This window comes from Janthinobacterium sp. 344 (assembly GCF_900112025.1).
Lineage (GTDB): Bacteria > Pseudomonadota > Gammaproteobacteria > Burkholderiales > Burkholderiaceae_D > Janthinobacterium.
Genome location: NZ_FOKL01000001.1, coordinates 920,624 through 940,709, shown reverse-complemented (window position 1 = coordinate 940,709; position 20,086 = coordinate 920,624). Strand labels below are relative to the sequence as shown.

The following is a 20,086-nucleotide window of genomic DNA, read 5'->3' as shown; positions in this document are numbered from 1 at the left end:
GGCGCCCTCGCTACGGCGCCGTGTTCGCCGCCAGCAGGGCATCGGGCGCGCGCAGGCTGGCCGCCGCATCCTTGCCCAGCACTAGGCGCAGGTCGGCGCCGGCGCCGATGCCGTCTTCGCTCGACGCCTGCAACTGCGGCATGCCGCCCAGGGCCTTGGCCAAGGTGGCCGCCGCGCCGGCATGGCCGGGGCGGTAGACGATGCTGCTGGCCTGGCGTCCATATGGCCGCTGGTTGCCCAGGCGAAGCACGCTGATGCCCATGCCGCCCAGCATGCCGCGCATGCGCGCCGCCATCCCCGTTTCGCCATTGCCGTTGATGACTTCCAGCCGTGGCAGCGGCGCCGCCGGCGCCACCGGTCTTGCCGGGAGCGGCGCGGCCGTGTGCGCCGCCACGGCAGCATCGCGCCAGCTCAGCGCAAAGATATTCGGCTGCAACTGCGTCAGCTGCAGGCGGCTGGCAGGCGCCGCCGGCAGGGGCGCGGGCGCCAGGTCGGCTGCGATGGCGTCCGTGCCGGCATCGACCGTGCCGACCTGGCGCGCCAGCGCGGCGATGGCCAGGTCCAGGTTGGCGCGCGCCGGCTGCTGGCCGTTGTCGAGCTGCAGCGACTGGCGCAGCACGGCCGCCGCCTGCGCGTAGTCGCCCTGCAGGAACAGCACGTAGCCGAGGTTGTTGTAGGTCCTGGCGCTCGGCGCTTCGCTGCTCAGCGCCTGCAGCATGGCGCGCGCCGTCTCCAGCTGGCCCAATTGGGCGTGCAGCACGGCGGCGCCATTGCGCGCATCGGGCAAGGCGGGCAGCAGGAGCAAGGCTTCGCGGTAGGCCGCCAGCGCCGCGCGCGGGTCGCCCAGTTCCTGCATGCGCTTGCCCAGCTTGCAGTACGCGGCGGCGCGCGTGGCGTCGCTGTCGTCGCTCTGCACCGGAGCCGGCGCGGGGTGGCTGGCGACGCCGGGCAGGCTGCCGCAGGCGGGCAGCAGGCCGGCGCAGGCCAGCATGAACATCAGTGTGGAGTGCTGTGACATGGCGCTTCTCCCATCAGCTGCCGCCGCCCATGCTGGGCAGGAGCACGCGGTAAATTTGCAGGAAGGCTGGTCCCATCAGGACGACCAGCAGCGAAGGAAAGATGAAGAAGATCAGCGGGAACAGCAGCTTGAGGGCGATCTTCGCCGCCTCTTCCTCGGCGCGCTGGCGCCGCTTGGTGCGCAGCTGGTCCGACTGCACGCGCAGCGAGGCGGCGATGCTGGTGCCGAAGCGCTCGGCCTGGATCAGCATGGCCACCAGCGCGTCGACATCGTCGACGCCCGTGCGCAGCGCCAGATTGCGCAGGGCCCGCTCCTTGGTATTGCCGGCGCGCAGTTCCAGCATCACCAGATGCAGTTCCTCGGCCAGCACGCGGCTTTTCAGGGCGATCTCGGCGGCCACCCTGGCCAGCGCCGCATCCATGGCCAGGCCCGCTTCCACGCAGACCGTCATCAGGTCCAGCGCGTCGGGAAAGCTTTCAAAGATATCGCGCTGGCGCCGCTTGATCATCTGCGCCAGCACGATGTTGGGCAGGTAGTAGCCGACGGCGGCCACGATCAGCAGCCAGAACAGGAGCGCCTTGCCGGCCATCTGGCTGCCCGACGCGCTCAATCCCAGGAACAGCAGCAGCGGCAAGCCGATGGCCAGCATGGTCTTGGCGGAAAAGAACAGGATCGGCGTGGACGGCTGGCGCAGGCCGGCATTCATGAAGCGCCGGCGCATCGCCGAATTTTCCCAGCCCTGGTCGGGCAGCGAGAGCTTTGCCAGCGGACCCGTCAGGCGCACGATGCGCGCCAGCCAGGCGCTGGGCGGCGCTGCGCCGGGCGGCGGCGCGGCCTTGCCGGCGGCCGTGTCGAAGCGCTGGCGCAGCGGGTCCGGCGCAAAGCTGCGCAGGGCGAGCAGCGCCGTGCCGAAGACGGCGATGAAGAGCAGGGCGAGAAAGGCGATATGCACGGGATTCATGGGGATTCTCCTTGCGGGCTCAGACGCGGATGCGGATGATGTTGCGCATGACGAAGACGCCGCAGACCATCAGCAGCAGGGCGCCAGCCAGCATCTTGCGTCCGCCCGGATCGACGAACAGCATTTCCAGGAATTGCGGATTGGTCAGGTGGATCATGGCGGCCGCGCCGAACGGCAGCAGCGACAGGATCCAGGCCGACAGCCGGCCTTCGGCCGACAGCACGCGCACCTGTCCCAGCAGCTTGATGCGTTCGCGGATGATGCGGCTGATGCTGTCGAGCAATTCCGCCAGGTTGCCGCCCGTTTCGCGCTGGATCAGCACGGCGATGACGAAATAGCGCAAGTCGGTGCTGGGCACGCGCGTGGCCAGGTTCATCAGCGCATCGGGCATGGCGATACCGAAATTGACTTCGTCGAAGGTGGCGCGAAATTCCACGGCCAGCGGCGCGTTCATTTCATCGCCGACCATTTTCAGGGCGGTGGGAAAGGCGTGGCCGGCGCGCAGCGCGCGCCCCATCAGGTCCAGCGCATCGGGCAACTGCTGCTCGATGCGCCGCAGGCGCCTGGCCTTGGCGCGCAACACCAGCAGCAGCGGCAGCACGGCCGCGCCGGCCACCAGCGGCAGGCGCAAGGCCCAGGGCACGCTGAAATAGCTGAACAGCAGCAGCGCGGTGCCGGCGGCGGCCAGCATGAGGCCGGTAAAGCTGGCCACGCTCCAGCTCAGCCCCGACTGTTCCAGCAAGCGGTCGAGCGCATGCACGCGCGGCACGCTCAGCAGCAGGCGCTGCAGCGCCGGCGTATCGCTCAGCAGGCGCTTCTTGATCATCGAGCTGCCCGTCTCGCCATGCGCGCCGGCCGACATGATGCGCAGGCGGCGCGCCACCCGCTCCGCTTCGGGACCGCGCGCGCTGTTCCATGCCAGGTACAGGCCCTCGATCAGCAGCACCACGGCGATGAAGGTGAAGATGGCGAACACGTAGTATAGATAGTCCATGATGCTCCCCTTAGTGATACTGGCGGGTGGGATCGAACAGGGTTTCCGGCAGGCTGATGCCGAAGGCGCGCAGGCGCTCCAGGAAACGCGGCCGCACGCCGCTGGCATGGAAATGCCCCTGCACCGTGCCATCCTCGCCGATGCCCGTCTGGCGGAAGGTAAAGATCTCCTGCATGGTGATCATCTCGCCTTCCATGCCCGTGATTTCCTGGATCGAGGTGACCTTGCGCTTGCCATCCGTCAGGCGCGACACCTGCACCACCACGCTGATGGCCGAACTGATTTGCTGGCGCATGGCTTTCACGGGCAGGGCGGCCGAGGCCATGCTGATCATGTTTTCCAGTCGCGTCAGGGCGTCGCGCGGGGTATTCGCGTGGATGGTGGCCATCGAGCCTTCGTGGCCCGTGTTCATGGCGCCCAGCATGTCGAGCGCCTCGGCGCCGCGCACCTCGCCCAGGATGATGCGGTCGGGACGCATGCGCAGCGCGTTGCGCACCAAAGCCCGCTGCGTGACTTCGCCCTTGCCTTCGATATTGGCGGGGCGCGTTTCCAGGCGCACCACGTGCGGCTGCTGCATCTGCAGTTCGGCCGCGTCCTCGATGGTGACGATGCGCTCGGCCGTGCTGATGAAGCCGGAAATCGCATTGAGCATGGTGGTCTTGCCGCTGCCCGTGCCGCCCGAGATGAGGATGTTCATCTTGGCCTTGCCCAGGGCTTGCAGGATGGTGCTCATTTCCTCGGTCAGGCTGTGCTTGAGCATCAGGTCGGCCAGGCGCAGCGGTTGCGCGGAGAAGCGCCGGATCGACATCACGGGGCCGTCGATGGCCAGCGGCGGGATGATGGCGTTGACGCGCGAACCGTCGGGCAGGCGCGCATCGACCATCGGGCTCGATTCATCGATGCGCCGGCCCACGCGCGAGACGATCTTGTCGATGATCTTCATCAGGTGCGCGTCATCGGTGAAACAGATGTCGCTCAGCTCCAGCCGGCCATGGCGCTCGACATACACCTGGCGGCAGTTATTGACGAGAATGTCGGACACGCCGGGGTCGGCCAGCAGCGGTTCGAGCGGGCCGAAACCGAGCACCTCGTCCTGGATGTCGCGGATCAGCGAGCGGCGTTCCAGTTCGTTGATCACCACATTGTCTTCGCTCAGCACGTCGCTGACGAGGATCTTCAATTCTTCGCGGATCTGCTCGCGCGACAGGCGCTGCATGCCCTCCAGGTCGACTCTGTCGAGCAGCGCCTGGTGCGTGCGGTGCTTGAGCTGCTGGTAGCTGTGGCTGGCTGCGCCCTGGTGCGCCGCGGCGTCATTCAGGCTGGCGTCGTCCTGGGCGTAGCCCAGGCGGTCCCGCAGGGTGAGTTTTTCGGCAGTCATGGTCGGTCTCCGGTGAATGGGGCGTAGTCGGCTTGCGTATCGGGCTGAGGTGTCAGGCGCGCGCCAGCAGCCGCGCCACCCAGCCTTGCGCGGCGGGCGGGGTTTCGCCGGCCAGGCTGGCGGCCAGTTCCTGCAGGGCGCGCGTGACGGGATTGTGCGGCGTCAGCTTGAGGATGGGCACGCCCTGGCTGACCGAGGCCGCCACCGCCTCGTAGTGGTTGGGGATGGACTTGTAGACGTGCTTGCCATATGCCGCCTCCAGGTCGGCCACGCGGATGTTGTCGCTGCTGGCATAGCGGTTCAGGATCAGGCGGATCTTGTCTTCGCGGTAGCCCAGGCCGCGGAACACGTCGAGCAGGCGCTTGCCGTCGCGCACGTACGGCAAGGTGGCCTGCAGCACGGGGAAGATCAGGTCGGCCCGGTCCAGCGCGCGCACGCTGACGGCATCGAGTCCCCGTCCCACGTCGAGCAGGATGTAGTCGTACTGGCTGCGCGCCAGGGTCAGCAGGCGGTCGATATGCTCCGCTTCCACGTCGGCCGCGTGGGCCGGATCGTCGGCGGCGGCCAGCACGCTGTAGGCGGGCGTAATCTGGATCATGCTGGCCGTCAGCAGCGAGGCGTCGAGCCGCGCGATCTGCTGCGACAGCTGCGACAGGGTGGTGGCCGGCTTGTGGTCCGAGACGAACAGGGCGGCGTCGCCGAATTGCAGGTTCAGGTCGAACAGGGCCACCTTGCGCTGTTCGCCGGCGGCCAGCGCATAGCCCAGGTTGGCGGCGATGAAGGTGGCGCCGCTGCCGCCCTTGCACGAGACGAAGGCCAGCACCTGGCCCTTGCGCGTGACCTGTTTTTGCAGTTTGTCCTCGATGCGGCGCAAGGCGGCGCACAGGCCCGCGTCGTCGTCGGGCAAGAGCACTTCGCGCACGCCGGCGCGCATCGCACGCAGCAGGAATTGCGGGCTTTGCTGCGCACTTTGCACGATGATGGCCAGGCTCGGGTGGCGGCCGCCGAGCGCTTCGACGCCTTCCAGCTCCTGCTCGCCCATATGCTCCTGTTCCAGCAACAGCAGGTCCGGCGTGACGCCGCTGTCGAAGGCCTCGGGCGTGCTGGCCAGCAGCGAGATGCGGTCGGCGCTGCTGCGTTCGCGCAGCAAACGGGTCAGCCGCTTGAGCTGGATTTCATTCTTCGAGACGATGACGATATTCACTTGGTACTCCCGGTAAAGGCGTTCAGTTGATCTGGAAGCCCAGGCTTTCGGCGTGCATGACCACCACCGATGCGGGCAGGGCGATATTCAAAAAGCCGAACAGGCTGACCATCGGCGTATAGCTGACGTTGTCGATCGATACGCGCACGCTGTCGATGCAGCTGGCCGTGCGCGTGATGTCGCCGCAGGCCGACAGGTTGTCGCCCGGGTCGAGCGGCGGCAGGGTCACTTCGGCGCCGCTCTTGTTCAGGTAGCGGATGGTGATGTTGGCGGCCGTCACTTCGGGCGCGGCCGGCAGGGCCGTGCCGCCGAACAGGGCCAGCGTCTTGACGGCGTCGGTCTGGTCGATCCAGCGCACCACGGCTTCACGCGCGGCGCGGCGGCTCACTTCCTGCACCGTGTTGTACAGGTACAGCAGGCGGCCGAATTCCAGGATGCCGAACAGCAGGGTGAAAAACAGCAGCGACACCAGGGCGAATTCGACGGCGGCGGCGCCGCCCTGGCCGCGGACGGCAACTGGCGATGGGCGGGATGGGCGCATGGCGTTCTCCTTACAGCATGTAGCGCATGGTGGTGCGCGGCGCCAGCGGCGTGGCATAGGTGCTGGCCGCGCCGATCACGAACGGCAGATACTGGCCCACCGACAGCGTGTAGTTGACGACTTCGACGCGGATGCCGCCGGGCGCCGTGCCATCGCTGCAGCTGCTGTCGTTGAAGCTCGCATCGAGGCAGGTCACCGTCACGTTGGCCGTGGTGAAATCGCTGATGCCGGCGCTGGCGGCGGCGTCGGCCACCGTCTGCTTGGCCGCCGCCACGCCTTGCGAGGCGATGCTGGCCTTGGCCTTGACGGACATGTTGCGCGCCGCGTCGCGCGTGGCCTTGGTCAGCGCATCGTAGTACCAGAACGCGCGGCCGAAGCCAAAGATGCCGGCCAGCAGCGTGACCAGCAGGGCCAGCACGATGCCGAACTCGACGGCGGCAGCGCCGCGCTGCCTGGATGGGGAAAGGTGGGTGCGCATGGCGGCCTCACTTGTAGAGCTTGATTTCGGAATTCGGCACGGGCTCGATCAGGCCCGCGAACTCGACGTCGAGGCGCTTGGTGCCGCCGCTGAAATCGGCTTTCATCGTCATGAAGAACTTGCCGATGCCGACCGCGTTCATGGTGCCGCACGAGGCCGGGCCCACGGGCGCCGTGCGGCAGTCGACCAGCACCACGTTGAGGATGCGCCGGTTGCGCTGGCCGGGATGGGCCACCGACGGCGCCTGGAACGTGGGGCCGCTGGTCTGGTTGTAGGGCGAGGGCGGCGTGCCCGCAGGGAAGCCGGCGCCGGCGCTGGCGGGGTAGCTGGCCGTGTCGAAGTAATTTGCCTTGGCCGTGCTGTACATGGGATTGGCGTTGGCGTCGGCGACGCTGAACGCCGTGCCGGCCTTGGCCGGCGTGGCGCCGTTGCTTTGGTAGGCCGGGCCGTAGGACCACAGCACGCCGTATCCGGCGAACTGGGCGAACGTGGCCGACGGCGCCGGGACGGTGCCGGCCGATGGCAGCTGGTAATTCGGCTTGCTGCCGCTCAGGCTGACCGACTGCTGGCTGGGCAAGGTGCTGGCGCCCGGCTGCATCCAGCCCGTGGGCGGCGAGTTGGCGGCACTGGCGGCGCAGGGCGAGGCGGCGCCCGCGCACGGATATTCCTTGATGTTGGTGTCGGGCGGCGCCGTCGCCGGGTCGCACACGGATGGCCCGCCGTAGTCGTCGAAACGCGAATTGAGCGAGGCGGCCAGCGAAGCCGTCAGCCCCGTGTTGGTGTAGACCTGGCCCGTGCCGCTGGTGATGACGGCGCTGCTGCCCGTGCACATGAAGGGCGCGGTGGAGGCGGCGCTCGCATGCGAGGCGCTGCAGCTGCCGGGCGGGGCGTCGACGGGGTTGATCAGGTAGGGATCGGACGGGCCGCCCAGCGGATTGAGGCCGAACAGGTTGTAGGTGACGCCGCGGCGAAAGCCGAATTCGACCAGTTCCTTCAGGCCCGTGCCGGCCGGCGCCGCCGGATAGGTGTATTGCGCCGTCTTGTTGGCAGGATCGACGGCGCACACGCCGATGGGCGTGACGTCGTTGACGAAGCGGCCCGCCACGGCCACGCCCGAGGTGCTGGTGCTGGCGATGCCGGCGATGCCCATCAGGTAGGTGGCGAAGGTCTTGCTGCCCGTGTCGACCTGGATGAAGGTCATCCCCTGCGGGCTGGTGCGGGCGCTGGCGCCCGACGACCATGGCCCGTCCGGGCTGGGGCCGAAGCTGATGTTGGCGGCCGTGATGGTCAGCGCGGTGGAAAAGTCATAGCGGTTCTTTTGCGCGATGGCGATGGCTTTCGCTTGCGCGTTGTCGATGCCGGCGGCGCTTTGATTGAGTTCCACGGCGCCTGCCAGGGCGGCGCTGTCGGCGCCGTTCTGCAGCTCGGCCTTGGCAATGTACAGGTGGCCCAGGTCGAGCACCAGGCCGCCCATGGCAAACAGGATCACCAGGGTCAGTCCCAGCACGATGGCGATCGCGCCCTGCTGCTTGTCGTGCCTGCGGCATGCTGTTTTCATGGCGATTCTCCTGGTGGCCTGGGGAAGTGCATCGGGGACTGGCGCCTACTGGCGTCCTCCCACGCCGATGGTGAAGACGTTCGGCTGCGGTTCCGGCGCGGCGAACGATTTCTGGTAGCGCTGGTAGGCGCTGGCGCCGGCCTTGCCATCCATGCCGCTGACGGGGTCCATGTTGCGGTAGGCATCCGGATACATGATCTGCTGCGCCTTCAGCAGGGCCACCGATTCGCCGAAGTGGGAATCGAGCACGGGCGTGGTGGTGGCGGCGCAGCCGCCCAGCAGCGACAGCAGCGACAGCGACAGCAGGGCGGCGCCGGGCAGGCAATGTGCGGTTTTCATGGTGTGCTCCTATTTGAGGTCGAAGCCGCTGGCGGCGGGCTGGGGCGCGGCCGCTTGCGGCTGCATGGGGGCGGCCGGCGCGGGCTGTGGAGCTGGCGCCGTGCCTTCCATTTTTCCTTGCAAGAACATGTCGCCGCGCGTCGGCTGCACATACGGGTCGGTGGGCAGCTTGTAGTCGGCCGGCAGCGGCTTGACCAGGTGCGGCGTGATGATGAAGACCAGTTCCGAGCGGTCCGTCTGGAAGTCCGTGCTGCGGAACAGGGCGCCCAGCACGGGCACTTCGCCCAGGCCCGGCACGGCCTTGATGTTGCTGGTCACATTGTTCTTGATCAGGCCGCCGATGGCGAAGCTCTGGCCGTCGAACAGCTGCACCGTGGTGGTGGCGCGCCGCGTGGTAAACGAGGGCAGGATGGCCGTCGTCGAAATGCCGGTGGCGGTGATGCCGATGCCGTCCTTGTTCAGGTCCGACACTTCCGGCGCCACCTTCAGATTGATGCGCCCGCCATCGAGCACGGTGGGCGTGAACTTCACGGCCACGCCGTACTCCTTCTCTTCCAGGGTGATGGTGGAGACGCCGCCCGTGTTGGTCTGGTTGACGGGGATGAAGATCTTGCCGCCGGCCAGGAAACTGGCTTCCTGGCCGCTGATGGCCATGATGGTCGGCTCGGCCAGCACCTTGATCAGGCCATCGCGCTTTTGCGCGTCGAGATTGAAGAAGCTGTGCTGGTTCGAGCCGCCCACGCCGCTGGGGTTGTTGCTCAGCAGGTTGGACAGCAGCGAATAGGTCCAGCTGCCGATGTTGCGGTTCAGGCCGATGCTGGCGCCCAGCTGGTCGACCAGCACTTTTGACACTTCCGCCACCTTCACTTCCAGCATCACCTGCTGCGGCGCGGCGATCGACAGCAGGTTGATCACGCGCGGCATGCCGGCATCGGGCGCGGCTGCGGGAGCGGCGGCCGCGCCGGCGGCAGGCGCCGCGCCGGGCGTGGCGGCGCCGCCACGTCCGGCGCGCTGCACGTAGGCGTTGGCCAGCGCGAGGGCCTGGTCGGCCTTGACGACATCGCTGACCATGCCCGACAGGATCAGCGTATCGCCGGCCACGGTGACGTGGATATTCTTTTCGTTCGGCAGCAGCTCGGCGATGCGCGCCTGCAGGCTGCTGCTGTCGATGCCGACGGCCAGGTCGATGATGGTGGCGTCATTGCTCTTGTTCCACAGGATCAGGTTGGTGGTGCCGACGGCGCGGCCCAGCAGGTACACCTCGCTGGGATTGAGCAGGATGACGTCGGCGATGCGCGGATCGCCGACGGACATGCGGCTGGCGGCGAACGGCAGGCGCATCAGGGTCGACTTGCCTTCGGCCAGGCTCATTTGCGGCGCCATCTCGGTGCGCCCGGCGCGCGATTCGCTTTGCGGCGGCGTGGCCTTGGGCCGGGTGGCGGCGCGGCTGCCGCGGCTGGCGCCCGTGTCGGCGGCGGTGGCGGCAGCGGCGACGGCTTCGCCGCGGGCCTGGGGCGCCAGGGCGCCGATCATGGCGAGGGCAAGCGCCAGGCTGAGTACCCGGCTTCCGCTTGCTGTGCAAAATGTGCTCATGGCATGGCTCCTCTGGTGCAGGTTAGAATTGTTGGGAGCTGCGTTCCAGCCCCTTGATGACATCGACGCGCGGACCCGCCTGTGCTGCGGGTGCGGCGGCAGGACGGCGGCGCGGAGCAGGCTTGGCCTGCACCATGGCGGCGGGCGCGGCCATGGCGACCTTTTCATCGAGCAGGCTGCTCTTGGTGGCGCCGTCCGTGTTGACGGGCTTGTCTTCGATCTGGTTGCGCAGCACCAGTGACAGGGTGCCCACGCTGCGCGCCAGGTCGAGTTTTTCCGCCTGCTCCGGCGTCAGTTCCAGTGTCACCGCGTTGACCACCTTGGGCTTGGTGTCGTCGCGGTTCGATTCCTGGGCGATGGCCAGCACGAGGATGCGTTCGAGCACGATCTTGGAAATGTTCGGGTCGCGGTCCGGCGTCTTGCGCGCCCCCTCGCCCTGGGTGTTGACGAGGATGTCGACGAAGTTGCCGGGCAGGGCAAAGCCGGCCACGCCCACCACGTCGTTGACGCGCACGGTCATGGCGCGCTTGCCTTCGGCGACGACGGCCGACAGGCCGCCCTGGGTGCCGGGCGGCGCCAGCTTGCCTTCCATGATCGGTTCGCCGTGCTGGATGCTGGTGCGCGTGACGCGCGTTTCCAGCAGTTTCGGATCGTTGATGGCGCCCGGCGGCAGCGCGTTCGATGGCCAGTCCACCATGCGCACCATGTCGGGCGTGAGGCGCGCGCCCAGGCTGATGTCGACCTGGGCCACGGCCACCTTGTTGATGTTGCCCGAGGCCTGGGCATTGATCCAGCGCGCGGCCACGATGACCGCGGCGAACGCCAGGATGACCGCGATGGCCATCATCGTCAGAGCGCGTGCGTTTCTCATTTTGCTTCCCCTTTGTGCTGGACCGCCACCGGTCCGTTGTGTGTGCCTGCAAGGTCGTCATCGCTGCCGAAATAGTTTTCCCACGCCCAGAACAGCACTTCGGGAGAGAGCTGCGCCGGGCAATCCTCGTAGCGCGCCCGGTCGCGGATCTGCGCCAGGATGTCGCGCGGATAGCAGGCCAGCAAAGGGCGCTGGTACTGGCTGTGCAGGTGCAGCAGGTAGGTGTACGACGCCTCGTCGAAATTGATCTCCAGCTGGGCGCAGGTGCTGCGGAACACGGCCAGGTAGTGGTAGGCGCGCAAGGGACCCACGTGGATCTTGTAGCCGATGCGGCGCAGGAAGGAGTCATCGGCCAGCTGGCGCGGCGCCAGGTTCGACGAGAACACCACGATGACGTCGAAGGGCACGGGGAATTTGTAGCCGGTATGCAGCGACAGGTAGTCGATGTGGCGCGCCATCGGCACGATCCAGCGGTTCATCAGTTCCACCGGCGAGCAGCGCTGGCGGCCCAGGTCGTCGATGATGAAGATGCCGTTGTTGGCTTTCAGGTGCGGCGGCGCCTGGTACAGGCGGGTGCCCTGGTCGAATTGCAGGTCCAGCATGTCGAGCGTCAGCTCGCCGCCCGTCAGCACGGCGGGCCGCTGCGTGCGCACCCAGCGGGGATCGGCTGGCGTGGCACCGCTGTCCGACAGGGTGTGCAGCATGGGATCGAGGAAGGGCAGCACTTCGCCGTCGACCATGACCGCGTGCGGCAGCATGATGGCGCCGCTGAGCAGGCCATTGAGGCGTTCGGCCAGGTAGCTTTTTCCGCTGCCGGCGGGGCCATGGAAGAACAGCGGGCGGCCGGAGTTCATGGCCGCGCCCAGCTGGTCAAGCACGGCCGAACTGGCCACCACGTCGCGGAATTCGCGCTGCACGTCGTCGCGGGTGACATGCATGTGCGCCACGCTTTGCGCCAGCACCTGGTTGCTGTAGTCGGCCAGGGTGACGGGGGCGGGGCCGCTGTAGGCGTTGCGACGCATGTATTCGGCGGCGCGCAGGCGGCCCTGGTCGCCCAGCTGGTACTGCAGGTCGGCGTCGGTGCCGCTGATGCCATTGCGGCGCGCTTCGCACAGCTTTTCGGCGCGCATGAAGGCGAGCAGCGGTTCGAGCACGCCGGCGCCCAGCTTCACGTGGCTCGACAGCGCTGGCAGGCCGATCTGGCCGCGCAGGAAAAGGATCTTCACCAGCAGTTCGACCAGGAAGAGGAAGGGCAGCCCCGTTTCCTCGACCGTGCGCGGCGCGCGTTTGGCCGCCGGTGCGATGCCGCCGCCGTCGCTGCGTTCTGGATAGGTGTCAGGCATGATGGGTACTCCTCGTTCTGATTGGTGGCCGGATGTCAGAAAATGAAAGGCAGCAGGCGGTATTTCACCTGGCGCATGTAGACGCGATAGCGCACGTCGGCGGCCAGGAAGCGCTCTTCGCGCAGCAGGCGCGCCACCAGCATCAGCATGGCCAGGACGTACACGGCGCCGTTCATGGGCGAGGTATTGGTCAGCAGGTAGGCGCTCGACGAGATCAGGTAGCTGGCATACACGGGATGGCGCACCACGCGGTACAAGCCGCCCGTCTTGATGTCGCGCTGCGCGGCCACCAGGCCGAAGCTGCGGTTCAGCGACAGCAGGCCGGCCATCTGCAGCAGGCTGCCGATGGCCAGCAGGTAGCGCGCGCCGGGCCAGATGGTCAGGTCCGAGGGGGCGAAAAAGAATGGCGCGAAGGTGGCGCCGATGGCCAGCAGCCAGTCGCCCGCGTCGGTGGAGACGCTGACGGGCGCCGAGCGTACGATGAAAAACAGGGCGGCCAGGGTTTCGGCGGCGCAGAACAGCAGGTAGCTCCAGTCGCCGCCGCGCAGGAAGGCCAGTACGTGGGCGCTGGCGAAGACGCCCCACAGGCAGGCCATGGCAATGCCCGTGAACAGGCTGGCGCGGCGGGAGCTGAAAAGGGCGGTGATGGTATCCATGGTCGTATCCGGTGGCGGGTGGCGGTGGGAGTGGCGCGCCTCAGCGCAAGCTCCACAGGTGGGTGTAATGCAGGAACAGCTGCAGCAGCGTGCCGCTGGCAATGGCAAAGGCGTAGGCCAGCTTGCCGGTGGCGGGCGGCGGCTCGGCGATGGTGGCGGCGCCGCCCGCCAGGCTGTGCAGCAGTGCGCCCAGCATCATGTGGTAGGTGTTTTTCAGCACCTGGCGCAGGCGCTGGCCGGCCAGCGCGGCGGCCAGCGCCAGCACGCCGCCGCACAGGAACGTGAGCAGGGCCGCCTCGAGCACCGCGTCGGGCCCCAGGAAGGCGCCGCACATGGCCATCAGCTTGACGTCGCCGGCGCCCAGGGCGCGCAGCAGATACATGGGCAGCAGCAGCGCCAGTCCGGCGGCGGCGCCGGCCAGCGCCTGCTGCAGGCCCAGGCCGCCGAACGAGGGATCGAACAGGCCGCTGCCGGAAGGCATGAAACTGTTCAGCGCCAGTCCCGCCAGGGTGCCCCACAGCACCAGCTGGTTGGGAATGCGGCGCGTGCGCAGGTCGTGCCACAGCGCGGCCGCCAGCAGCGCGGCCAGCATGGCCAGGCACAGCAGCATGGGCAGAGGCGTGTTCATGACGTCAACCCTCCCTTGTTCATGCACGGCGCCGTGGCCAGGTGCATGGCGGGGGCCGCAGCCTGCCTGCCCAGCGCCCGTCCGACCAGGTGCCACACCAGCGCCGCGCCGACGGCGCCCGCATAGCCGTCGACGGCGTAGTGCCAGCCCAGGTGGATGGAGGCGAGCAGGATCAGCACGGCGAAGGTGGTCAGGGCCAGGCCGGCGGCGCGGTTCAAGCGCCAGCCCATGATGGCCATCAGCACGGCCGTGGCGACGTGCATGCTGGGCATGGCGGAAATGCCCAGCTCGCCGTTCGCGCCCTTGCTTTGGTAGCCCTGCCACAGCATCTCCTGCACTTGCAGGGCCCAGATGGGGACGTGCTGGTTGGCCTCATGCAGGTAGGCCATCAGCGGCGCGTAGGGATCGCTGGCGTGCAGGTGGCCGTAGTAGCAGGGACCGACGGAGGCGAACAGCACGGCCATGAGGCTGCCCAGCACGATCCAGGTCAGCGCAAAGCTGAGCAGGAACTGCATGCGCAGCAGCGGACGGCGGGTATCGAGGATGAGCCAGTAGAGGACGGCGTAAAACAGGAAAAACCAGAAATGGTAGGCAAAGTTGAGCAGGCCCGTCACCAGCGGGTGGCCCAGCAGCGGCTGCAGCCGTTCCCACGGCGCCATGCCGCCATGCAGGGCCATGTCCCAGCTGGACAGGGTGGCATCCCAGGTGTACGCATGCAGGCGCGGGATGGCGGCCTTGAACACGGTAAAGCTGGAAGCGAAGATGGGGATGAGCAGCATGGCCGGCAGCGCGTGCAGCAGGCGCTCGTTGCTCAGGTAGCCGCGCAGATCGTGGTACAGGTAATGGCACAGGCGGTGCGGGCGGCGCATCAGCATGACGTGGATGGTGTAGCCGCACAGGATGAAGACGGGGCCCGTGAGGATGGCGAGCAGGAAGCCGGCCAGCACATTCAGGATGTCCGCTGCGCTGGGCAGGCTGCCGGCCAGCAGGGTGGCAGCGGCGGCATACAGCAGCACGATCAGCAGCAGCACGCTGTGGCTGCGCAGCGAGGCGCGCAGGGTGTTCATGACAGGGCCAGGACCACCTGGTCCTTGACGTAGACAAACAGCAGCTTGACCTGGTCGCCGAGCAAGGTGATCGTGACCACCAGCACGGCGGCGATCAGGCTGGCCAGCAGCGCATATTCGATCGCCGTGACGGCCGACTCGTCGGATAGACGGCTGAAGAGATATTTCACGATAAGCCTCGCTATGCGTTCGTCAAGGTGGACAGGTTCGTGGCATGTCCGGGCCGGCGCTGGGCGGGCCCGGACGTGGCCGCGTCAGGCGTTGGCGGTGGTGAGCTTGGTGCCGATGGTGCTGAAGGTCTTTTTCAGCTGGGTGCCGACGATGGTGACGGCGGCAATGATCACGACGGCGATCAGGGCGGCGATCAGGCCGTATTCAATTGCGGTGACACCATCTTCTTCGCGGATAAAGTTTTTGATGAGGTTCATGACAACTCCTAGCGGTGGTTAAGGTACGGCGGTGGATGAAACGGTCTTGCTGCTTTACAGTCAGGTCGCATGCGGCGGCGCTTTCATGGACTTTCCCCCAGTGCCAGCAGCCCGATGATGCACACCACCGCCAGCAGTGCCGCCACCAGCGCATAGCGGTAGAACGCGGCTCTTTCCTTGCCCTGCAAGTAGGTGACCAGGGCCATCGGAAGAAACTTGTCAAAGCGCATGCTGTACTCCGGGTGGTGGTGGACCGTGGCACGTAATGTGTACTCCGGTAACACCACTATAGAAGTCAGCAAATTGATCTACATCAGAAGAACCTCCTTTTTATGCCGGGAGGAATTGCTTGTTTTTTTCGGGACAATTGTCATGCCTGAGCTCGGCGTGAGCGGGCGACAGGCGGGCGGGCGCAGGCGGCCAGGGGGCTGCCTGCGGCATGCGCGGCCCTGTGGCGGGCCGCGTGGGGGACACTGCGGGATTACGGCGTCAGGCGGAAGGCGGCAATTCGCCCAGGTGGTGTTTGGTGGCGTAGGCGTACAGTTCCAGGCGGTTGTACACGCCCAGCTTGCGGTAGATCGAGGTCAGGTGATTGCGCAAGGTGTGTTCCGAAATGCATAGCTGGTCGGCCAGCAGCTTGGCCGGCGTGCCGCTGCCGTGCACCAGGGCGGCGATGATTTTTCTTTCCTTTAATGTCAGGCTGGCCACGGCGATGGCGTGCGCCGAACCGCCGCCCGGCTGCGTCAGCTGGGTCAGCATGCGTCCCAGCATCGCGTGCTCGAGCCATAGTTCGCCGCGGTAGACTTTGTCGATTGCCTTGAGCACCATTTCCGCCGGCGCATCCTTGCTGATGATGCCGCGCGCGCCTTTCAGGATGGCCTGGTCGAGAACCGCCTGGTCGTGGCTGGCCGTGAGTACCAGGATGCGCGTGCAGCCGCGCTGCGCCAGCGCCGGCAGGATGGCCAGGGAACTGACGCCCCCCAGGTCCAGGTCCAGTACGATGACGTCGGGTTCCAGTGCCCTGGCCTGTTCCAGGGCCTCGGTGCTGTCGGACGCCGTGGCGACGACGCGCATGCCGGAATGGTCGCTGCCGATCAGGCGCTCCAGGCCCCACAGCATGGTCTTGTGGTCATCCACCAGCATGACGCGGATGGGCTGGCTGGCGGCTGGCATCGGGCTGCTATTCATCATATGGGGATCTCGATCTGCACCGAGGTATTACCCAGGGTGCTGTGGGTGACACGGGCGGCGCCTCCCAGGGCGGCGGCCCGCTCGGCCAGCGAGTCGGGCAGGAAATCGGGGACGTGCGCGGCCGCGCATTCGTTGTCGATACTGATGTGCAAGGCACCGAGCACGCAGGTCAGCTTGACGGCGCCGTGGCGCGCCGACGTGTGCTTGCGGATATTGCTCATGCCCTCGTTGACGATCTGGAACACCTCGGCCGCCAGGCGGTCGTTGATGTGCAGGTCGCCCTCGATGTGCAGGGCGATGTCAATGCCATAGAATTCGTGGATCTGCGTTGCCTGGCGCCGCAGCGCCACCAGCAGTTCGGGTTCGCTTTGCACCTGGCCGTTGCGGAAGGTGCGCGCGTAGCTGCGCAGGTCGGCGATCACCTGGCCCGACATGAGGATCAGCTTTTCCAGTTCCGGCAGCAGGGGATTGCCGGGCGTTGCCTCGTTGCGCAGGGCCGCCAGTCCATGGCGCAGTCCGATATACGGCTGGATTGCCGTGTCGTGCAGGTCGCGCGCCATCTTTTCGCGTTCGCGCGAGGCGGCCTGCGAGGCGAGCCGGTCGAGCAGGTCGATGTTTTCAATCACGGGAAACGCCTGCGCGCCAATATGGCTGAGGAAGAGGGCGTCGGTCTTGCTCAGGCTGGTTGCGGAAACAACGTAGATGCGCCCCTTGCCATTGCGCAGCGGCAGGGGCGCGCTGATGTACGAGTGCGCTTCCAGCAGTTCGGCCAGGCTGGCGCCGGCGGCATCGTCCTTGCGCAGCCAGCGTCCGCTGTCCGGCACCAGGATGCGCACGCCGCCCGTCCATGGCAGCCAGGTGGCCAGCGGCTGGTTATACAGCACGATTTTGTCGTGCGGAAAGGCCAGCAGGGGACTGGCCGCATCGTCGGTCAGGATCGAGCTGGTGCTCAGTACCTCGCCCCCGTTATGGATGGCGCTGCGCAGCGACCAGTGTGGCGCCCCCTTGTCCTGCATGACGAGCAGGCAGCTGCGGGCATGGAAGTAGCTGCGGGTTTTCTCCAGCACCGAGGTGATGGTCTGTTCGACGCCGAAGCGGGGATTCGACAGCTGGCTGACATCGCGCAGCAGGGCCAGGTGGCTGCGCTGGGTGATGGCCGAGCCGCCCCAGTAGGCGATCATGTAGCCCAGCGCCAGCAGGAACGTGGTGCGCAGCAGCAGGCGCGACAGCTCTGCATCCGTTTCGCCGAACAGGGCCGTGGCGGCGAACAGGCCGGCCGAGGCCAGGGTGATGCGCGCGCCTTCCTCGAAACCGCGCTGGAACGAGGACGTCAGGATGGCGAAGAAGAAAAACAGGAAGAACAGATTGTTGTGGCTGCTGGTGGAAAAGACGATCAGCGCATACCAGGCCACGTCCAGCCAGTACAGCAGCGGTGCCTGCGGCAAATTGACGCCGCAGATGGCCAGCACGTATAGCAGCAGGCTGTGCAGGGTATAGGCGGAAAAGATGAGCCAGGTGATGCGCGTCAGCTTGCCCGCGCTTTCGGGATCGATGAACAGGGTCAGCAAGGTTGCGCTGGACAGCAGCAAGCGCATGCCATTCACCATGGCCGTATCCATGCCGGTGCCCGGCAAGCTGGATTTGAGGGGCAGGTCGAGGTTCACAAGCACTCCTGGCCATATCCGCGCATGGACGGCACATGCGCATGGATGGATGCCACAGATAAATTCTTGTTGTTTTTGCTGCAATCAGAAGCGAGTCTACGCATCCGCCGTACGGATGTCCACTGGAATTGTACGCGCGACGTTGCTTTCCTACAGCGTCTGCACCATGACCCGGTTGCGTCCTGCCCGCTTGGCCAGGTACAGGGCGCGGTCGGCGGCGCCGATCAGGGCGGAAATTTCCAGCGGCTGGTGCGGGTGCTGGGTGGCGATGCCGATGCTGACCGTGATGTGCTTGGCCTCATTGCCCGTCTTGGCATGCGGAATGCGCAGGTCGGCCGCGCGCTGGCGGATCGCCTCGGCCAGGCGCAAGGCTTGCGCCGCATCCGTGTCGGGCAGGATGGCGGCAAATTCCTCGCCGCCGTAGCGCGCCAGAAGGTCGGTGGGGCGCTGCAGCATGGCGGCCAGTTCGGCGGCCACGCGGATCAGGCAGCCGTCGCCCTGCTGGTGGCCGTAGTGGTCGTTGTAATCCTTGAAATGGTCGATGTCGATCATCAGCAGCGACAGCGGGCTGCCCGTGCGCATGGCGCGCCGCATTTCTTTCTCGATGGCGACATCGAAGTGGCGGCGGTTGGCGATGCCCGTCAAGCCGTCGGAGAAGGTTTGCGAGCGCAAGACCATGGTCTGTTCGCGCAGCAGCTTTTCGCGGCCCACGGCGATGGTGACGTCATTGATCTGGATCAGGCAATGGCGTGGCGAACCGGGCAGGTTGACGGGCGTGACGGCGATGGCTTGCTGCATGCGCTCCGCGCCCTCGTTGCCGCCGGCGGCCGCGCCATGCGTGTACAGGGCGAACGGCGCCTTGTGCAGGGTCTGCGACAGCAGCGACTGGAAATTGTCGCGCAGGGCCTGGGTGATGGCCGAGGCGATGCGCTTGTGGCGCAGCTCCGGGAAGACGGCAAAGAAATCCTGGCCCAGCACGGCCTCGGCCGGCCGGCCCGCGTGGCGCGCCATCCAGCCGTTCCACAGCACGATGCGGTGCTGCTCGTCGAGCACGATGGCGCCCAGGTTGACGGCACCGATGATGCTCTCGAGCAGGGCGAGGCGGTGCAAGGCATGCGGCATGATCGTCACGCCTGTCCCAGGACCTTGGCCAGATAGCGGCTGACCTGCTGTTTCAGGTCGTGCAAGGCGGACAGGTCGAGCACGAACGCGACATAGCCGTGGATCTGGTGCTTGGACAGCACGAAGTCGATGTGCAGCATCAGCACGACGGCGTCGTCGTCCTGGCCGCCGAACGACGAGAGGATTTCCGCGCTGGTGCCCACGTGGTACAGGGGCAGGGAGCCATGCAGTTCGCTGTCGAACAGGTTGGCCAGCGTGCCGACGCAGGAATTGAGGATGATGTTGCCGATTTCACTCATCGCCTCCTGTTCCATCTCCGTCAGTTCCTGCAGCGGCATGGCGTCGCCCACCATCAGGCGCACGATTTCCAGGCTTTTATCTTCCGGGAACATCAGGATGGCTTCGGTGGCGAAGGCGCCATCGTAATGCTGGCTGACGCCGCAGATGCGTTCGCCATCCTTCTTGCTGCCCAGCAGGGCGGCCGCGTCGGCGCGGTTCAGAAAGGTGATGGAAGGCACCGACATGGTGACTTCCTCATTGACGATCTCGCTCATCGCGGCGGCCGCGTGGCCCACCCCGATGTTGAATATCTCTACCAGGGCATCGTTTTCCAGTTCGGAGAGATTGACCATGCTCACAGTCCCAGTGATTCGATCAGCTGGTGGATGCGGGTTTCCGTGATCGGTTTTTCCATGAAGCCGACGCCGAGTTCGCTGGCGCGGTTGCGGATGGCGTTTTGCACATTCGCCGTGACGAGGAAGATGTGGGTTTGCGGGCACAGCGCGCGCAATTGCTCCGCCGCCGCCACGCCGCCCATGCCGGGCATGTTGACATCCAGTAGTATCAGCACAGGGGTGAAGGTCTTGACTTTTTCCAGGGCTTCCTCACCCGTCGCCGCCTCGATGACCTGCCAGTCGGCATGTTTGCTGAGGATAAATTGATGCGACATCAAACGTGAAACCCGGCTGTCATCGACAACAAGTACCTGTTTACTGTGAGTCATTTGCTATTCCTGAAACGTCATATGTGTCAATAGTGGCATTTTCGCATAT

At 66.6% G+C, this 20,086-nt stretch carries 23 protein-coding genes; all 23 read right to left on the bottom strand.

The annotated features are described in order from the left end of the window. Positions 1-10: 10 nt before the first annotated feature. The 23 genes from BM193_RS04190 to BM193_RS04085 all read right to left on the bottom strand — a co-directional run bounded on the left by BM193_RS04190 (position 11) and on the right by BM193_RS04085 (position 20,037). The gene (locus tag BM193_RS04190) at positions 11-1,018 is read right to left on the bottom strand and encodes a LytR C-terminal domain-containing protein (protein WP_092795609.1); all 1,008 of its coding nucleotides are present in this window, start codon (positions 1,016-1,018) and stop codon (positions 11-13) included. A 13-nt stretch (positions 1,019-1,031) separates the two neighbouring features. Then, the gene (locus BM193_RS04185; protein ID WP_092795607.1) at positions 1,032-1,979 is read right to left on the bottom strand and encodes a type II secretion system F family protein; all 948 of its coding nucleotides are present in this window, start codon (positions 1,977-1,979) and stop codon (positions 1,032-1,034) included. Between the two features lie 19 nt (positions 1,980-1,998). Further along, positions 1,999-2,973, bottom strand: coding sequence for a type II secretion system F family protein (locus BM193_RS04180; RefSeq protein ID WP_092795605.1), 975 nt, complete (start codon positions 2,971-2,973; stop codon positions 1,999-2,001). Between the two features lie 10 nt (positions 2,974-2,983). Beyond that, positions 2,984-4,351, bottom strand: coding sequence for a TadA family conjugal transfer-associated ATPase (locus BM193_RS04175; protein ID WP_092795603.1), 1,368 nt, complete (start codon positions 4,349-4,351; stop codon positions 2,984-2,986). 52 nt (positions 4,352-4,403) lie between these two features. Further along, the gene (locus BM193_RS04170; protein WP_092795601.1) at positions 4,404-5,555 is read right to left on the bottom strand and encodes a CpaE/TadZ family protein; all 1,152 of its coding nucleotides are present in this window, start codon (positions 5,553-5,555) and stop codon (positions 4,404-4,406) included. Between the two features lie 22 nt (positions 5,556-5,577). Beyond that, the gene (locus BM193_RS04165; RefSeq protein ID WP_092795599.1) at positions 5,578-6,096 is read right to left on the bottom strand and encodes a TadE/TadG family type IV pilus assembly protein; all 519 of its coding nucleotides are present in this window, start codon (positions 6,094-6,096) and stop codon (positions 5,578-5,580) included. A gap of 10 nt (positions 6,097-6,106) precedes the next feature. Next, a complete protein-coding gene (locus tag BM193_RS04160) occupies positions 6,107-6,574 on the bottom strand; it encodes a TadE/TadG family type IV pilus assembly protein (RefSeq protein WP_092795598.1) in 468 nt (155 codons plus the stop codon). Between the two features lie 7 nt (positions 6,575-6,581). Next, on the bottom strand, positions 6,582-8,132 hold the full coding sequence (locus tag BM193_RS04155) for a pilus assembly protein TadG-related protein (RefSeq protein WP_092795596.1): 1,551 nt from the start codon (positions 8,130-8,132) through the stop codon (positions 6,582-6,584). A 45-nt stretch (positions 8,133-8,177) separates the two neighbouring features. Further along, complete coding sequence (locus BM193_RS04150) at positions 8,178-8,471, bottom strand: hypothetical protein (RefSeq protein ID WP_217638408.1); 294 nt, start codon at positions 8,469-8,471, stop codon at positions 8,178-8,180. Between the two features lie 9 nt (positions 8,472-8,480). Next, the gene (locus BM193_RS04145) at positions 8,481-10,064 is read right to left on the bottom strand and encodes a type II and III secretion system protein family protein (RefSeq protein WP_092795595.1); all 1,584 of its coding nucleotides are present in this window, start codon (positions 10,062-10,064) and stop codon (positions 8,481-8,483) included. A gap of 22 nt (positions 10,065-10,086) precedes the next feature. After that, positions 10,087-10,935, bottom strand: a complete 849-nt coding sequence (gene cpaB, locus BM193_RS04140; protein WP_092795593.1) for a Flp pilus assembly protein CpaB — start codon at positions 10,933-10,935, stop codon at positions 10,087-10,089. Further along, positions 10,932-12,278: an ATP-binding protein gene (locus BM193_RS04135; protein WP_217638407.1), complete on the bottom strand. Its 1,347-nt coding sequence runs from the start codon at positions 12,276-12,278 to the stop codon at positions 10,932-10,934. Before BM193_RS04135 ends, cpaB begins: the two co-directional genes overlap by 4 nt. Before the next feature lie 35 nt (positions 12,279-12,313). Beyond that, on the bottom strand, positions 12,314-12,934 hold the full coding sequence (locus BM193_RS04130; protein ID WP_092795591.1) for a methyltransferase family protein: 621 nt from the start codon (positions 12,932-12,934) through the stop codon (positions 12,314-12,316). Between the two features lie 40 nt (positions 12,935-12,974). Further along, entirely contained in the window at positions 12,975-13,562 is a 588-nt protein-coding gene (locus tag BM193_RS04125) for an A24 family peptidase (protein WP_217638406.1), read from the bottom strand. Then, on the bottom strand, positions 13,559-14,629 hold the full coding sequence (locus BM193_RS04120; RefSeq protein ID WP_092795589.1) for a phosphatase PAP2 family protein: 1,071 nt from the start codon (positions 14,627-14,629) through the stop codon (positions 13,559-13,561). Before BM193_RS04120 ends, BM193_RS04125 begins: the two co-directional genes overlap by 4 nt. After that, a complete protein-coding gene (locus tag BM193_RS04115) occupies positions 14,626-14,799 on the bottom strand; it encodes a Flp family type IVb pilin (protein WP_092795587.1) in 174 nt (57 codons plus the stop codon). Before BM193_RS04115 ends, BM193_RS04120 begins: the two co-directional genes overlap by 4 nt. Before the next feature lie 84 nt (positions 14,800-14,883). Then, complete coding sequence (locus BM193_RS04110; protein ID WP_070281259.1) at positions 14,884-15,057, bottom strand: Flp family type IVb pilin; 174 nt, start codon at positions 15,055-15,057, stop codon at positions 14,884-14,886. An 83-nt stretch (positions 15,058-15,140) separates the two neighbouring features. Beyond that, positions 15,141-15,287 carry a hypothetical protein gene (locus tag BM193_RS28685; protein ID WP_175533140.1) on the bottom strand — a complete coding sequence of 49 codons (147 nt, stop codon included), beginning with the start codon at positions 15,285-15,287 and terminating at the stop codon, positions 15,141-15,143. Positions 15,288-15,546: 259 nt separating this feature from the next. Further along, positions 15,547-16,248 carry a response regulator transcription factor gene (locus BM193_RS04105; protein WP_254785829.1) on the bottom strand — a complete coding sequence of 234 codons (702 nt, stop codon included), beginning with the start codon at positions 16,246-16,248 and terminating at the stop codon, positions 15,547-15,549. Then, a complete protein-coding gene (locus BM193_RS04100; RefSeq protein ID WP_092795585.1) occupies positions 16,245-17,912 on the bottom strand; it encodes a sensor histidine kinase in 1,668 nt (555 codons plus the stop codon). Before BM193_RS04100 ends, BM193_RS04105 begins: the two co-directional genes overlap by 4 nt. 150 nt (positions 17,913-18,062) lie before the next feature. Then, positions 18,063-19,034 carry a diguanylate cyclase gene (locus BM193_RS04095; RefSeq protein WP_092795583.1) on the bottom strand — a complete coding sequence of 324 codons (972 nt, stop codon included), beginning with the start codon at positions 19,032-19,034 and terminating at the stop codon, positions 18,063-18,065. A 5-nt stretch (positions 19,035-19,039) separates the two neighbouring features. Further along, the gene (locus BM193_RS04090; RefSeq protein ID WP_071322448.1) at positions 19,040-19,666 is read right to left on the bottom strand and encodes a chemotaxis protein CheC; all 627 of its coding nucleotides are present in this window, start codon (positions 19,664-19,666) and stop codon (positions 19,040-19,042) included. 2 nt (positions 19,667-19,668) lie between these two features. Further along, positions 19,669-20,037 (bottom strand): response regulator, encoded by a 369-nt coding sequence (locus BM193_RS04085; protein ID WP_092795581.1) that lies wholly within the window; start codon positions 20,035-20,037, stop codon positions 19,669-19,671. Positions 20,038-20,086 lie beyond the last annotated feature (49 nt).